We start from the raw sequence: 14900 nt of genomic DNA on the forward strand, positions 1-14900 counted from the left end.
GTTTCGGTAAAATTTGTTCAGCAAGGGCCGCTCAACGGCGAGCAACGGGCAATAGCGCAACAGGGTCACGGGTTTTATCTGGCAAGGGCTCTATACCGGGCTTTTACACCGGACAGCAAGCAGTGTCTAGGGCGTTGTGTCGGCGGTATTGTTGCACGGGCGGTAACAGTGATTGTCCGGCTTCGCGATTTAACCGGCTGAAGTACCTTGTAAACTAAGCACATCCCACACAGAAAGTTGCAGTGGGGTCGGTACTTCGTGTTATGTCCCACGACTTGATATAACAACTTCTCCGCGCCCGTTCTGGCAAATGAAGTCAATCGATTAGTTTGATTGCTTTGCAGGCCTATTATTATGAAACGTTTAATTGCACTTGCCCTGGTTGCTGTTTCTTCGTTCGCCATGGCCGATGAAATCAACACCGCAGCAGCCCAACCGGTGGTTGAGCAGTACGACTACAGCAACAACCTGGATATTGCCAAAGTTATCAGTTTGTCGACGATTCCCAATGTCTGCGAAGTGGTTCCGGCCACCATGACCTACGAAGACCATCAAGGTCAACGGCACACCATCGAGTACCGCGCCATGGGCGACGGCTGCAGCAACGGCTGAGACCGTTGGGCAGCTCTGGGTTGCGCACTGCAGGGCTTGAGCTAGGGTAAGAGGTGTTCAGAGTGGACAGCTTTTTCTATCTCACATGGAGTGAATGCAATGAACAGCCCGGAAAAAAACCTGCGTCACGGTCGTGTCATTTCACCGGCCAGCCGTGGCTCCAAGACTGTCGAACTGGGATTGCTCGGCAATTGGCAGGTCAATGAAATGGAAGGCGGCAAAAACTTCCCAAGCCTGGTGGCAGGCCCTGTGCCCACGCCGTTCCAGACGGACGTCGACAGTGTTGCCCCCCCCGCAGACGGATATATTCTAAGTGGTGGCAAACAGGACGCGCGTGACTGTGTCAACTTCACCAATGCGGAAATGTCCGCCAAACTTGGCTCACCCTTCAACTGGCCGTTGTTGAACGTCACACCCGGCCAGACGTTTCAGGTGAAGTGGGAGTATACGGCGGCGCACATCACCCGTGGTTACCGCTGGTTTATTACCAAAGATGGTTGGGATGCCAACAAGCGCATCAGCCGTGCCCAGCTCGAGACGGCGCCGTTCGCCGAAGACCTCTACCCCTACACGCCGTACTACAGCCACAAGGACAAGCTCAAGGCCAAGGTCGAGCACGAGGTCAAGCTGCCCGCCAACAAGCGCGGCCACCATGTGATCGTGCTGCTGTGGCTGGTCGCTGATACTGGCAACGCTTTCTACCAGGCCTTCGACGTCAACTTCCAGTAATTCGCCTCACTGGCTCTCGCGCGCCAGCAGCTCACGCTTGCGCTCCACGCCCCAACGGTAACCCGAGAGATTGCCGTCGCTGCGCACCACCCGATGACACGGGATGGCCACAGCCAGGGCGTTGGCAGCGCAGGCCTGGGCCACGGCACGCACCGCCCTGGGGGAGCCAATTTGCTGGGCGATCTCGGCATAGCTGGCAGTGCTGCCGGCCGGGATCGTCCGCAAGGCCTGCCAGACCCGCTCCTGGAAGGCGGTGCCGCGCAGGTCCAGTGGCAGGTCGAGGCCGATCCCCGGAGCCTCGATAAAGCCCACCACCCTGGCGACCAAAGTTTCGAAGCTGGCGTCGCCACCGATCAGGTTGGCCTTGGGGAATTTGTCCTGCAGGTCTTCCAGCAGCGTCTGCGGGTCGTCGCCCAGCAAGATCGCGCAAATCCCCCGAGCACTCTGCGCCACCAATATCGCCCCCAATGAACACTGGCCGAGGGCAAAGCGGATATCGGTATTGGCGCCGCCATCGCGATAGGCGCCCGGGGTCATGCCCAAGCGGGCGTTGCTTGATTCGTAGAAGCGGCTGTTGGAGTTGAATCCGGCCTCGTACAAGGCATGGGTGACACTGCTCGCATGCTGCAGCTGGGTACGCACTTTGCGCGCCCGGTGGGCCGTGGCATAGGCCTTGGGGGTGAGCCCGGTAACGGCCTTGAACACCCGATGAAAGTGGTACGGGCTCATCTGCAGCTGTTCGGCCAATTGGTTCAGGTTCGGCGCCGGCTCAGTGCTTTCAATCAAGGCGCAGGCGCGGGTGACCTGGGCCCGGTGCTGTTCGGCGACGTGGGTCTGGTCGGCACCACGGCGTTTGCTTGGCCGGTAGCCGGCGGCCTCGGCCTGCTCGGCAGTGTCGAAGAACTCGACGTTATCGATGAGCGGCAGGCGTGCGCTGCTGCTCGCGCGGCAGTACACGCCTGTGGTGCGCACGCCATAGACGAAGGCCTGGTCCGCAGCCGGGTCGCGGGCGAGGATGGCCTGCCAGCGTGGGTCGGACTCACTGATGCGGGGTTTGCCTGTTCTCATGACGAGGTGCTCCTGGCATTGATCGAGGGCTTCAGGCTACGGGGGCGGCCCAGCGAAAAAACTCCGAGTCTTGCGTTCAAACTCGTGTGGCCGGCACCCGCCACAGGTACCAGGCCGCCACGGTTCGGTAGGGGCTCCAGTGCTTGCCCAGCTCGATCATTTGCCGGCGTGTCGGTTGTCTTTCCAGGCCCTGCAGCCGGCGATAACCCTCGCGTACGCCAAAGTCGTCGGCCGGCAGGATATCCATGCGTTCCAGGGTATAGATCAGCAGCATCTCGACGGTCCAGCGGCCGACCCCGCGCAGGCTGACCAGGCGCTCGATCAGCGCTTCATCGTCCAGTGCCAGGGCGTCTTGATAGTCCGGTACCAACCCCTCGATCCGCGCCCGGGCGATGCCCTGGATGGTTGCCAGTTTGCTCGCCGAGAAGCCGCAAGCGCGCAACTGTTCCGGGGTGCTCGCCAGCACCTGCTCGGGGCTGGGAAACACGCTGCCTGGATAGAGCGCCAGTAAGCGTCCGAGGATGGCATCGCCAGCCTTGGCATGCAGTTGCTGGTAGGCGATGGCCCGTATCAAGGCTTGATAGGGGTCGCGGGTGGGTTTGGGTTGATGCAGGCAAGGGCCGACCGCCTCGATGTGCGCAGCCCAGTGTGGGTCCAGTGCGGCGAGGCAGGTTTGTGCCTGGGTATAGAACGCGTGCTTGCTCATCAGGCCTCCAGTGCCTTGCTCACTTGCTCCAGTGCCTGCTTGAGTTCGGCGCGGCTGGTAGCCGCCGACAGGCTGATGCGGATTGCCGCCAGATCCTGCTGTTTTACCGCGAACACCTCGCCTGGCACCACTGCTACGCCGTTGGCCCGGCAAGCCTGGGCCAGGCGTGCGGCGCTGAGCCCGGCCTTGACCCAGATGTGTGGCGAAGGCTGGCGGTGATTGATCAGGTGGTTGCCCAGAATTCTGCAGGCCAGGCGCCAGCGCTGGCGGACTTCTTCGCGTTGCCAGGCCAGGCGCCGCTGCGCGGTGCCGTCGGCGATCCAGCGACAGGCAATCTGCAGGTTCAGCGGCGACACTTGCCAGTGAGTGGCCTGGGCATGGGGGTCGATCTGTTCCAGCAAGGCCGGGTCGGCCACGATCCAGCCCAGGCGCAAGCCGGCGCCCACGGTTTTCGACAGGCTGCTGATCAATATGCCGCGCTGCCCGAGCAATGGCCACAGCGGCGGTTGGTCGCTCAGTGCGCCGTAGACATCGTCTTCGATTACCCGCAAGTCATGGCGTTCGACCACCTCGGCGATTGCCTGTTGGCGTGCGCGGCTCATGCACGCACCGGTAGGGTTGTGCAGGCTCGGGGTGAGCACCAGCACCCGGGCACCGGAGGCCCGGGCGACGCGATCGAGGTCATCCGGCGCTATGCCTTGCTCGTCCAAGGTGATGCCATGCAACGGCAGGCGCAGTTGCCGGCAGGCGGCCTTGATGCCGGGCGCGGTGAGGGCCTCGACCAGCACTGCTTCACCGGGCTGGCACAGCGACAGCAACACCGCGAACAAGCCCTGCTGGGCACCGCCGCAGAGCAGCAATTGCTGGTCGCTGAGCTGCAGGCCGCGGTTGCTCAGCCAGCAAGCGCCGTGCACACGACCGTGCAGCAAGGCTTCGGCACTCAGGTAGTGATCCAGGCACCCTGCCTGGCCGTCTTGGAGGAGGGCTTGCAGGGTGACTTCGCTGTCGCGGTTGGCCCGGTCGATCACCGGCACATTGGTCGACAGGTCGATCAGGCTTGATTGCACGTCGCGCTGTTTGAGACGAAACAGCGTGGCCTCCTTGCTGCCGGCCAGCACATAGGTGCCACGCCCGACTTCGCCCGAGACCAGGTGTCGCGCTGCCGCCTCGCGGTAGGCTTGCTGAGTGGTGCTGGGGTTGAGCCCCAGGTTCCAGGCCAGGCGGCGTTGTGGCGGCAAGCGTTCGCCGACTTTCAGCTCGCCACGCTCGATGGCAGCGGCAATGGCGTCGACCAGGGCCAGGTAGCGTGGCTGGGCATCGTCGGCGAGGGCAGGGGTCCACATTTATTGTTGGCCATGCAATATAAGAATGTACCCATACAATGCGCGGCGACTAGGATCGGGTCAAATCCACTCTTGCCGAGGTGCTCCATGTTCGATCTGCCTGCCCTGCGCGAAGCTGCCCGCCTGGTTCATGTCAGCGTACCCGCCACCCCACAGTATGCCTGGCCGCGCCTGGCCGAGCGGTTGGGCTGCGAGGTCTGGGTCAAGCATGAAAACCATGCCCCGACCGGCGCCTTCAAGGTGCGCGGCGGGTTGATGTATGTGCAGTGGCTGTTGGCGCAGAAACCGATGGCCCGTGGCCTGGTCACCGCGACCCGTGGCAACCATGGCCAGAGCATGGCCCTGGCAGCGCGCAATGCCGGACTGCCGATCATCATCGTGGTGCCTGAAGGCAACTCATTGGAGAAGAATGCGGCGATGCGCGCCCTGGGCGCCCAGTTGATCGAACACGGCGCCGATTTTGACCAGGCCCGCGAGGAGGCCGCACGCCTGGCCCGCTTGCACGATTACGAGAGCGTCCCGCCGTTTCACCCCGAGTTGATCCGCGGCGTTGCCACCTATGCCCTGGAACTGCTGGAGGCGGTGCACGCGCTTGATTGCGTCTATGTGCCGATCGGCATGGGCTCGGGCATCTGCGGCCTGATCCAGGCGCGCAACCTGCTTGGCCTGAATACCGAAATCGTCGGCGTAGTGTCCAGCGCCGCAGATGCTTTCGCCCAGAGCCTTGAACAGGACCGTATCGTCACCACCGCCACGGCCAATACCTTTGCCGATGGCATGGCGTGCCGCATGCCGTTGCCCGAAGCGTTCGAAATCATCCGCCAGCACGCCGCGCGCATCGTGCGGGTCAGCGACGAGGAAGTGGCCCAGGCCATGCGCATCTACCACGAAGACACCCACAACACCGCCGAAGGCGCGGGCGCCGCTGGGCTTGCCGCGTTGATCCAGGAGCGCGAGCGCCAGCAGGGGCGCAAGGTGGCGGTGATTCTCAGTGGGGCGAATATTGATCGGCAGCGGTATGCGCAGGTGTTGGCGGGGGATTGAAAAATCCTGAAAGGATCGGTTGATAAAAGTGCTATCTGAATTTGCTAGCATTTTTGCCGGCAACCGAGGATCTACGGCCATGAACACTATGAGCTACAAGGGCTACACCGCCCGAATCGAATACGACCCACGGGATGACACTTTCGTCGGTCGTGTCCTCGGCGTACGCGAAATCATAAGCTTCCACGCAAACGCCGTCCTGCCATTGCACGAGGCGTTTCACCTGGCGCTGGATGATTACCTGGCCGATTGCGACGAACGTGCAGCGCAAGCCTCAACGGGGGCAATTTCTTCCAATACAGCCGGATAAATAACCGTTCTAATAGCGCCTGCCTTCAACACGGGTTATGGAGCGTCGATGCCCTTTTCAAACGGATTTCTGCTGAGTTTGTCGCTGTGCCTGGATATCGGCATTGCCAATATCGCCATGATCACCCTGGCCATGCAGCGCGGATTCCTGCAGGGCTTGTGGTTGGGGCTGGGGACCTGTGTCGGGGATCTGCTGTATGCCATTGCCGCATTGGCCGGGATGACCGTGCTGCTGCAATTTGAAACGGTGCGCTGGGTGTTGTGGTTAGGCGGTTCGGTGTTGCTGGTGTGGTTTGCTATCAAGATGCTGCTGGCCGCGCTGCGTGGCAATGCCCACCTGGAAACCCGTGGCGAGGTGGTGATGGAGTCGGCCTGGCGCGAATTCAGCCGAGGCGTCTTTCTGGCCATGTCGTCGCCCAGCGCCATTCTCTGGTTTGCCGCGGTCGGTGGGGTGCTGATTTCCCGCTCCGGTGGCGGTAGCCTGCTTGAAGCCGGGCTGTTTCTCTCCGGTTTTTTTGCCGCCGGGCTGATCTGGTGCCTGTCGTTGTGCGGTATTGCCAGCCACGGCGGGCGGTTGTTGGGTGAGCGTCTGCTGACCTGGTCGTACCTGCTGTCGGCGGGCATCTTCTGTTATTTCGCCGGTTACGTGATTCTTTCCGGCTACCGTGAGTTCATTCTCGCCGTGCCTGCGGCCACGCCGGGTCTATAATGAACCGGGACACCGCTGCGCAGGTGCCGTCAGGCAGGAGGATCTTCGATGAAAGGTCTTGATGCAAAAAAGATGACGAAGAAAAAACCACTGAAAACCGCCAAAGAAAAACACGCCGCCAAACGCGCCAAGCGCTCCGGCGAGAGTTTTCTTCCGCAATAAGGCCAAGAGCTCCGCAAGGGGCTCTTTTCGTCAGGGCCCACTGGCATAGCCGTGGCCCGGGCTCCGGAGTTCGAACGCTACGGCAAAAACTTCAACCCCTACGACAGCAATAGCGTGATGCAAATATGACTTTTCCTGCAAAGCAAATGATCGAAACCTGCACCGATGCTCAACAACCGGCTTGGCTGGCGCTGCGTCAGGCATTGTGGCCCGACTGTCCGCTTGATGAGCATCGGCGCTCGTTGCAGGAAACCCTCGAGCAACCGCAACGGCTGATTGCCTTGCTGGCCCGTGATAGTGCGGGTCAGGCCCTGGGTTTTGCCGAGGCCTCGATCCGCAGTGACTACGTCAATGGCAGCAACAGCTCGCCGGTGGCTTTTCTCGAAGGCGTGTTCGTCGCGCCCCAGGCCCGTGGCCAGGGCGTCGCCGGGCAACTGATTGCGGCGCTCGAGCAGTGGGCCGTCCGCCAGGGCTGCAGCGAGCTGGCCTCGGACGCCGCCCTGGACAACCACAGCAGTCACGCCATGCATGAGGCCTTGGGCTTTCGTGAAACCGAGCGGGTGGTGTACTTCCTCAAGTCCTTGGCCAAGGGCTGATTTTTCCGGGCTGTCGATTTCAGTCACGGCCATTCGACCATCTGTGAACGCGCCGAGTTTTTCGGCGCCTTAACGCACAGAGGACATGACCATGACCCATACCGCCGAGCACGAAATCCGCCAACTCATCGAGCAATGGCTTCCCGCCGTACGTTCGCGCGATGTCGAGGCCATTACGGCCCCTTACGCCGAGAACATTCGCGCCTTCGATGCGATCCAGCACTTGCAGTTCCAGGGTAAAGCCGCCTATCGCGCCCACTGGCAGGCCTGCATGGATCACTGCCCCGGCGACATGGTCTTTGAAATCGAGCAATTGCAGATCCAGGCTACTCAGGATCTCGCCCTGGCCCACTGGCTCAACCGCTGCGGCCCGAACAAAGAGCAAAGCTGCTACATGCGCGCCACCGTCGGCTACCAGCGCATCGACGGGCAGTGGAAGGTGATTCACGAGCACTGGTCGGCGCCCTTCGACATGGAGTCCGGTGCCGCACTGTTCTCGCTCAAGCCTTGAGCTGAAAAGGCCGAGTGTTATGCCAAATCGCGCTTTTCAAGCAGGCGCGGTGTGCAGCCATAGTACGAATCTGCGCTGGAGATGACGATGAAATACCTATGCCTGGTCTACTGTGATGAGGGCCTGTTGCACAGCCTGCCCGACAGTCCCGCCGATGCCGAGTGCATGGCCTACGCCGAATCGATCCAGGGCAGTGGCCGAATGCTCGCTGCCGAGGCGCTCAAGCCGGTGCAGACTGCGACCACCGTGCGTGTGCGTGGGGGCCACATGAGCCTGACCGACGGCCCCTTTGCCGAGACCAAGGAGCAACTGGCCGGGTTCTACCTGGTCGATGCGCGGGACCTGAACGAAGCCTTGAACATCGCCAAGGGTATTCCCGCCGCGCGGGTTGGCAGTGTCGAGGTAAGGCCGATCCGTGAGTTGCAACCCTGACATTGAGGAGTGCCCTTTGATGAGCCATGCAGCAATGTGTTTCGGGCCCATGAAGAAATGGGCTTTCACCGTGGCTGGGGTGAATGCCTGGCAGATGTTCGACTGATGGCCGAGCTTGCCCAGGTACGGGCTGCACTGGAGGCGGTGTATCGCCAGGAGTCGCGGCGCATCCTGGCGACCCTGATTCGCCTGCTGGGTGACTTCGACCTTGCCGAAGAGGCCATGCACGAGGCTTTTTTTATCGCTGTAGAGCGCTGGCAGCGCGACGGTGTTCCGGCCAGCCCTCGGGCCTGGCTGGTCTCCACCGGTCGTTTCAAGGCCATCGATAGCCTGCGCCGACGCGCACGTTTCGACCGCTCCCAGGCGCAGTTGATCCAGGCGCTGGAGTCGCTCGAGGAGGTCGAGGTGATCGATCAGGAGCTCGAAGATGACCGCTTGCGTCTGATCTTCACCTGCTGTCACCCGGCGCTGGCCGCCGATGCCCAGGTGCCGCTGACCTTGCGCGAAGTCTGTGACCTGACCACCGAAGAAATCGCCCGCGCGTTCTTGCACAGCCCGGCGACCATCGCCCAGCGTATCGTGAGGGCCAAGGCCAAGATCCGTGAGGCGCGGATTCCTTATCAGGTGCCGTCACTGGCCGAGTTGCCGGAGCGACTTGATAGCGTGCTGCGAGTGATCTACCTGGTGTTCAACGAAGGTTACTCGGCCTCATCGGGTGAGAGCCTGATGCGCCATGACCTGAGCGACGAAGCGATCCGCCTGGGGCGTTTGCTCCAGCAATTGCTGCCTGATCCTGAGGTGCTCGGGCTGTTGGCCTTGATGCTTTTGCAAGCCTCGCGGCAACAGGCGCGCAGCAATGCCCAGGGTGAACTGGTGCTGCTCGATGAGCAGGACAGAAGCTTGTGGAACCGCGAACTGATTGCCGAAGGCTGCCAACTGGTGCAACAGGCTTTGCGCAGTCAGCGCTTCGGTGTTTATAGCTTGCAGGCAGCGATTGCGGCAGTGCATGCGGAAGCGGCCAGTGCCCAGGCAACCGACTGGGAAGAGATCGTTGGCTTGTACGATGTACTGCTGCAGCGCTGGCCATCGCCGGTGGTCGAACTCAATCGCGCAGCGGCCCTGGCCCGGCGCGATGGCGCCGAGGTGGGGTTGGCGGCGGTGGAGGTGATTCTGGCCCGCGGCCAGTTGCGCGACTATCACCTGGCCCATTCGGCCCGGGCTGAACTGTGCCGCCAGCTAGGCCATGTGGATCAAGCCCGGGAGGCCTATCGCAGTGCCCTCGAGCTGACGTGCCAGGGCCCTGAGCGGCGCTTTATCGAGCGCCGCCTGAGTGAGTTGTGAGATTTAACCGATAGTGATCGGTGGCGGACTGACCAATTCGACGGTCTGCTGCTTGCGCGGAGCGAGGATCTCGGCCTCGCCATCGACTACCAATTCGTCGTTCTGGTTGAACACGCGGGTGGCGATACGCACCTTGAATTTTGGCAGTTTCTCGAGGATCTCCAGGCGCACGGTCAGCGTGTCGCCGAATTTCACCGGCTTCTGGAAACTCATGGTCTGGCCCAGGTAGATGGTGCCAGGGCCAGGCAGCTCGCAAGCCACTGCGGCGCTGATCAGCGCGCCGCTGAACATGCCGTGGGCGATACGCTCTTTGAACATGCTCTTGGCGGCGAACTCGGCATCCAGGTGCACCGGGTTGTGGTCACCGGACATCGCCGCGAACAGCTGGATGTCACGTTCTTCGACGGTCTTGCTGAAGCTGGCGGTCTGGCCGACTTCGAGGGCTTCGTACGGGGTGTTGGTGACCTGGGTCATCGCTTGGCCTTCCTTCTGTCGTGAGGGGCGGCCGGTCATTCGCTGCGGGCAGGGCGGCCAATGGCCAGGGCCTGCTCCAGCCAGTCGATGATGGCGGCCGTGACCTCGTCACGGTTGGTTTCGTTGAGCAGCTCATGCCGCGCCTGGGGATAGAGCTGCAACTGCACATGCTGGTTGCCGGCCAGGCGCAAGGCACCGGCCAGATCCTTGAGACGCTTGCCGGTACTCACCGGATCACATTCGCCGCCCATGACCAGGATTGGCAGGTTCGGATCGATCTGTGCCAGGTTGCGTGGCTGGCTGATTTGCTCCAGGCCCATCAGCAGATCGATCCACAGCCGATTGCTGCAGCGAAAGCCGCACAAGGGGTCGTTGGCATACTTGTCGACCTCGGCACTGTCGCGGCTGAGCCAGTCGAAGGCCGTGCGGTTGGGCTTGAAGGCCTTGTTGAACGAGCCGAAGGACAGCCACTCGATCAGTGCGCTGTGCCCAAGCGGCCCCTGGCGCCAGGCTTCGAAGCGTGCAATCAGGCAGGCCGCGCGGTAGAGCGCTGGCGGCTGGAAGTTCGAACCGCTGAGAATTGCCCCCTGCAAGCTGGCGCCATGGTGCATGAGGTAGGCCTGGGCGATGTAGCTGCCCATACTGTGGCCAAACAGGAACACCGGCGTGCCGGGAAATTGCTGGCCGATGTGCTGGCTGAGCAGGCCCAGGTCATTGACCACGCTGTTCCAGCCATTGTGGCGGGCGAACAGGCCTAAAGTGCCAAGTTCTGCGGTGCGCCCATGGCCACGCTGATCGTGAGCGAGCAGGGCGTAGCCGGCATTGCTCAGGGCTTCGCCCAGGCGCTGGTAACGCCCGGCATGCTCGGCCATGCCGTGGGCCAACAGCACCACCGCCTTGATCGGCGTGGCGGGCAGCCACTGGTAAACATAGAGGCTGCAATGGTCGCTGGCCGCAAGCCAGAACGCGTCGTGGTGCATGGCGGGTCCTTGTGCACGCAAGTCGGTGGGTCAGCACAGTGTATAACCCAGGTAGGCAATCGCAGGGTCATCAGCAACAAGATTCACAATGCAAATGACAACGCTTGGCGTATTTGCCACCTGCCACAGACCTGCTAACGTCGGCACAGCACCTTCTTCGCCAAGTAGGCAGGGGGGCCGGAACGGCTCAGGTATGAGGACAATAATTGATGCAAGCTGATTTCTGGAATGACAAGCGCCCAGCAGGCGTTCCTTCGCAAATTGACATAAATGCTTACAAGTCAGTGGTCGAAGTGTTCGAACGCTCCTGCAAGAAGTTTGCTGACCGCCCGGCGTTCAGCAACCTCGGGGTGACCCTGAGCTACGCCGAACTTGAACGCTACTCGGCGGCCTTTGCCGCTTACCTGCAGCAGCACACCGACCTGGTGCCGGGCGATCGCATCGCGGTACAGATGCCCAACGTGCTGCAGTACCCCATCGCCGTCTTCGGTGCCTTGCGCGCCGGGCTGATCGTGGTCAACACCAACCCGTTGTACACCGCCCGCGAGATGCGCCATCAGTTCAAGGATTCAGGTGCCCGTGCACTGGTGTACCTGAACATGTTCGGCAAGCTGGTGCAGGAAGTGCTTCCCGATACCGGCATCGAGTTCCTCATCGAAGCGAAGATGGGCGACATGCTGCCGGCGGCCAAGGGCTGGCTGGTCAATACCATCGTCAGCAAGGTCAAGAAGATGGTCCCGGATTACCGCCTGCCGCAGGCGGTGCCGTTCAAGCGCGCATTGGCCCAGGGCCGTGGCCAGTCCCTGAAGCCGGTATCGCTGAGCCTCGACGATATCGCCGTGCTGCAGTACACCGGCGGCACCACGGGCCTGGCCAAGGGCGCGATGCTGACCCATGGCAACCTGGTGGCGAACATGCTCCAGGTCCTGGCGTGTTTCTCCCAGCACGGGCCTGATGGCCAGCGTTTGATCAAGGAAGGGCAGGAGGTGATGATCGCACCGCTGCCGCTCTACCATATCTATGCCTTCACCGCGAATTGCATGTGCATGATGGTCACCGGCAACCACAATGTGCTGATCACTAACCCGCGGGACATCCCCGGCTTCATCAAGGAGCTGAAGAAGTGGAAGTTCTCCGGGCTGCTGGGGCTCAACACCCTGTTCGTGGCGCTGATGAACCACCCCGACTTCAAGGACCTCGACTTCTCGTCGTTGAAGGTCACCAACTCCGGTGGCACCGCACTGGTGTCCGCCACTGCCGAGCGCTGGGAAAGCATGACGGGCTGTCGCATCGTCGAGGGCTACGGGCTGACCGAAACCTCGCCGGTGGCCAGTACCAATCCCTATGGTCGGCTGGCGCGCCTGGGGACCGTGGGCATTCCAGTGCCGGGCACGGCGTTCAAGGTCATCGACGATGCCGGGGTCGAGCAACCCTTTGGCGAGCGCGGCGAATTGTGCATCAAGGGCCCGCAAGTCATGAAGGGTTACTGGCAGCACCCCGAGGCGACGGCCGAGGCCCTGGACAACGAGGGCTGGTTCAAGACCGGCGACATTGCGGTGATCGACCCGGACGGCTTTACCCGCATCGTCGATCGCAAAAAGGACATGATCATTGTCTCGGGCTTCAACGTATACCCGAACGAGATCGAAGAGGTGGTGATGAGCCATCCGCAGGTGGCCAGTTGCGCGGTGATCGGCATCCCGGACGAACGTTCGGGTGAGGCGGTGAAGCTGTTTGTGGTGGCGCGTGAAGGTGGGGTCAGCATTGAAGAGCTCAAGGCGTACTGCAAGGCCAACTTCACTGGCTACAAGGTGCCCAAGCACATCGTACTGCGCGAATCGTTGCCGATGACGGCGGTGGGCAAGATTTTGCGTCGTGAGTTGCGGGATATCGCCTGACAGTGGCTATAAACTACAAGCCGCCCGCACGCGTTCAGCTTGCGGCTTGTAGCTTAAAACTAGAGGTTTAGGTTTTTTACTCTAAAAATGACTACGTGACTATCAAGAGTCGTTTCTATGACTGTTTAGGCTGTTTTAGCTCTAGGCGGGCCTTGGCAAAGCTGCTACTCTCGGCCCGCTTCTGGTTATCTGGTTTGCAATAAACCGTAATCTTATATCAATAATAATCGCATCGACTGCGGTGAAGAATTCGCTGTTGCTGGAGGAGAGGGCTTCCATGATCGAAAATTTTTGGAAGGATAAGTACCCAGCCGGGATTGCCTCGCAAATCAATCCTGATGAGTATCCGAATATTCAAGCGGTACTGAAGCAGTCTTGCCAACGCTTTGCCGATAAACCGGCCTTTAGCAACCTGGGCAAAACCATTACATACGGCGAGTTGTATGAGTTGTCAGGGGCCTTTGCCGCCTACCTGCAACAGCATACCGACCTGCAGCCGGGTGATCGTATTGCCGTGCAACTGCCCAACGTCCTGCAGTACCCGGTCGCCGTGTTCGGCGCCCTGCGTGCGGGCCTGATCGTGGTCAACACCAACCCGTTGTACACCACGCGGGAATTGGAACACCAGTTCAATGACTCCGGCGCCAAGGCGCTGGTGTGCCTGGCGAACATGGCGCATCTGGCCGAGAAGGTGGTGCCCAAGACCCAGGTCAAACACGTTATTGTCACCGAAGTGGCCGACCTGTTGCCACCGGTTAAACGCCTGTTGATCAACAGCGTGATCAAGTACGTGAAGAAAATGGTTCCGGCCTATCACTTGCCCAAGGCAGTGAAGTTCAATGATGCATTGAGCAAAGGCCGTGGCAAGCAAGTCACCGAAGCCAATCCGCACAGCAATGATGTAGCCGTGTTGCAGTACACCGGCGGCACCACCGGCGTGGCCAAGGGTGCAATGCTGACCCACCGCAACCTGGTGGCCAACATGCTGCAGTGCCGCGCGCTGATGGGCTCTGACCTCCACGAAGGTTGCGAGGTCCTGATCACGCCATTGCCGCTTTATCACATCTACGCCTTCACCTTTCATTGCATGGCGATGATGCTGATCGGCAGCCACAACATCCTGATCAGCAACCCGCGCGACTTGCCAGCGATGGTCAAGGAACTGGGCAAGTGGAAGTTCAGCGGTTTTGTCGGCTTGAATACCTTGTTCGTTGCCCTGTGCAACAACGAGAACTTCCGCAAGTTGGACTTCTCCGGCCTCAAGCTCACCCTGTCCGGTGGCATGGCGCTGCAGATGAGTGTTGCCGAGCGCTGGAAGGCGGTAACCGGTTGCGCCATCTGCGAAGGTTACGGTATGACCGAAACCAGTCCGGTAGCGGCGGTCAACCCGGCCGAACGCAACCAGATCGGCACCATCGGTATTCCGCTGCCTTCGACCCTGTGCAAGATCATCGATGACGCGGGCCAGGAGCTGGCGCTGGGTGAAATCGGCGAGCTGTGCATAAAGGGGCCGCAGGTGATGAAGGGATACTGGCAGCGCGAGGATGCCACCAACGAGATTCTCGACAGCGAGGGCTGGTTGAAGACCGGTGACATTGCCCTGATCCAGCCAGACGGCTATATGCGTATCGTCGATCGCAAGAAAGACATGATCTTGGTCTCCGGTTTCAACGTCTATCCGAACGAACTCGAGGATGTGCTGGCCGCCTTGCCGGGTGTGCTGCAATGTGCGGCCATCGGTGTGCCGGACGAGAAGTCGGGTGAAGTGATCAAGATCTTCATCGTGGTCAAGCCGGGCATGACCCTGACCAAGGAGCAGGTGATGGAGCACATGCGTGCCAATGTCACCGGTTACAAGGTGCCGCGTTTCATCGAGTTCCGCGATGCGCTGCCGACCACCAACGTCGGCAAGATCCTGCGCCGTGAATTGCGTGATGAAGAACTGAAAAAGCTGGGCCTGAAGAAGATCGCTTAAGGCTCTGATCG

General features: G+C 61.0%; 16 protein-coding genes. 11 read left to right on the forward strand and 5 right to left on the reverse strand.

Features of this window, described 5'->3' with window-relative positions; all coding sequences use genetic code 11:
- Window positions 1-354: 354 nt before the first annotated feature.
- Window positions 355-612: a DUF2790 domain-containing protein gene (locus tag EXN22_RS08470; protein WP_130263634.1), complete on the forward strand. Its 258-nt coding sequence runs from the start codon at window positions 355-357 to the stop codon at window positions 610-612.
- A 99-nt stretch (window positions 613-711) separates the two neighbouring features.
- Window positions 712-1341, forward strand: a complete 630-nt coding sequence (locus EXN22_RS08475; RefSeq protein WP_130263635.1) for a lytic polysaccharide monooxygenase auxiliary activity family 9 protein — start codon at window positions 712-714, stop codon at window positions 1339-1341.
- A gap of 6 nt (window positions 1342-1347) precedes the next feature.
- Here EXN22_RS08475 and ada read toward each other — a convergent pair whose 3' ends face one another.
- From ada to EXN22_RS08490, 3 genes are all read right to left on the reverse strand, one after another.
- A complete protein-coding gene (gene ada, locus EXN22_RS08480) occupies window positions 1348-2409 on the reverse strand; it encodes a bifunctional DNA-binding transcriptional regulator/O6-methylguanine-DNA methyltransferase Ada (protein ID WP_130263636.1) in 1062 nt (353 codons plus the stop codon).
- Between the two features lie 76 nt (window positions 2410-2485).
- Window positions 2486-3115, reverse strand: a complete 630-nt coding sequence (locus EXN22_RS08485) for a DNA-3-methyladenine glycosylase family protein (protein WP_130263637.1) — start codon at window positions 3113-3115, stop codon at window positions 2486-2488.
- Entirely contained in the window at window positions 3115-4458 is a 1344-nt protein-coding gene (locus EXN22_RS08490; protein ID WP_130263638.1) for an aminotransferase-like domain-containing protein, read from the reverse strand. The genes EXN22_RS08485 and EXN22_RS08490 overlap by 1 nt, the downstream gene beginning before the upstream one ends.
- Window positions 4459-4545: 87 nt before the next feature.
- Here EXN22_RS08490 and EXN22_RS08495 point away from each other — a divergent pair, with 87 nt between their 5' ends.
- From EXN22_RS08495 to EXN22_RS08525, 7 genes are all read left to right on the forward strand, one after another.
- Entirely contained in the window at window positions 4546-5502 is a 957-nt protein-coding gene (locus tag EXN22_RS08495; protein ID WP_130263639.1) for a threonine dehydratase, read from the forward strand.
- 79 nt (window positions 5503-5581) lie between these two features.
- The gene (locus EXN22_RS08500) at window positions 5582-5812 is read left to right on the forward strand and encodes a type II toxin-antitoxin system HicB family antitoxin (RefSeq protein ID WP_233281694.1); all 231 of its coding nucleotides are present in this window, start codon (window positions 5582-5584) and stop codon (window positions 5810-5812) included.
- A 48-nt stretch (window positions 5813-5860) separates the two neighbouring features.
- Window positions 5861-6520: a LysE family translocator gene (locus tag EXN22_RS08505; RefSeq protein ID WP_130263640.1), complete on the forward strand. Its 660-nt coding sequence runs from the start codon at window positions 5861-5863 to the stop codon at window positions 6518-6520.
- A 308-nt stretch (window positions 6521-6828) separates the two neighbouring features.
- Complete coding sequence (aac(6'), locus tag EXN22_RS08510) at window positions 6829-7278, forward strand: aminoglycoside 6'-N-acetyltransferase (protein WP_130266780.1); 450 nt, start codon at window positions 6829-6831, stop codon at window positions 7276-7278.
- A gap of 91 nt (window positions 7279-7369) precedes the next feature.
- On the forward strand, window positions 7370-7789 hold the full coding sequence (locus EXN22_RS08515) for a YybH family protein (RefSeq protein WP_130263641.1): 420 nt from the start codon (window positions 7370-7372) through the stop codon (window positions 7787-7789).
- A gap of 87 nt (window positions 7790-7876) precedes the next feature.
- On the forward strand, window positions 7877-8221 hold the full coding sequence (locus tag EXN22_RS08520; protein ID WP_130263642.1) for a YciI family protein: 345 nt from the start codon (window positions 7877-7879) through the stop codon (window positions 8219-8221).
- A 105-nt stretch (window positions 8222-8326) separates the two neighbouring features.
- The gene (locus tag EXN22_RS08525; protein ID WP_130266781.1) at window positions 8327-9562 is read left to right on the forward strand and encodes an RNA polymerase sigma factor; all 1236 of its coding nucleotides are present in this window, start codon (window positions 8327-8329) and stop codon (window positions 9560-9562) included.
- A gap of 3 nt (window positions 9563-9565) precedes the next feature.
- On the opposite strand, the gene EXN22_RS08530 is transcribed toward EXN22_RS08525, so the two are convergent.
- Both EXN22_RS08530 and EXN22_RS08535 read right to left on the reverse strand, forming a co-directional pair.
- Entirely contained in the window at window positions 9566-10036 is a 471-nt protein-coding gene (locus tag EXN22_RS08530) for a MaoC family dehydratase (RefSeq protein WP_045187560.1), read from the reverse strand.
- A 35-nt stretch (window positions 10037-10071) separates the two neighbouring features.
- A complete protein-coding gene (locus tag EXN22_RS08535) occupies window positions 10072-11016 on the reverse strand; it encodes an alpha/beta hydrolase (protein WP_130263643.1) in 945 nt (314 codons plus the stop codon).
- A 209-nt stretch (window positions 11017-11225) separates the two neighbouring features.
- Here EXN22_RS08535 and fadD2 point away from each other — a divergent pair, with 209 nt between their 5' ends.
- Entirely contained in the window at window positions 11226-12914 is a 1689-nt protein-coding gene (gene fadD2 / locus EXN22_RS08540; RefSeq protein WP_130263644.1) for a long-chain-fatty-acid--CoA ligase FadD2, read from the forward strand.
- 277 nt (window positions 12915-13191) lie between these two features.
- Complete coding sequence (gene fadD1 / locus EXN22_RS08545; protein ID WP_130263645.1) at window positions 13192-14889, forward strand: long-chain-fatty-acid--CoA ligase FadD1; 1698 nt, start codon at window positions 13192-13194, stop codon at window positions 14887-14889.
- The last annotated feature ends 11 nt before the right edge of the window (window positions 14890-14900 follow it).

It is taken from the genome of Pseudomonas tructae (assembly GCF_004214895.1).
Taxonomy (GTDB): domain Bacteria; phylum Pseudomonadota; class Gammaproteobacteria; order Pseudomonadales; family Pseudomonadaceae; genus Aquipseudomonas; species Aquipseudomonas tructae.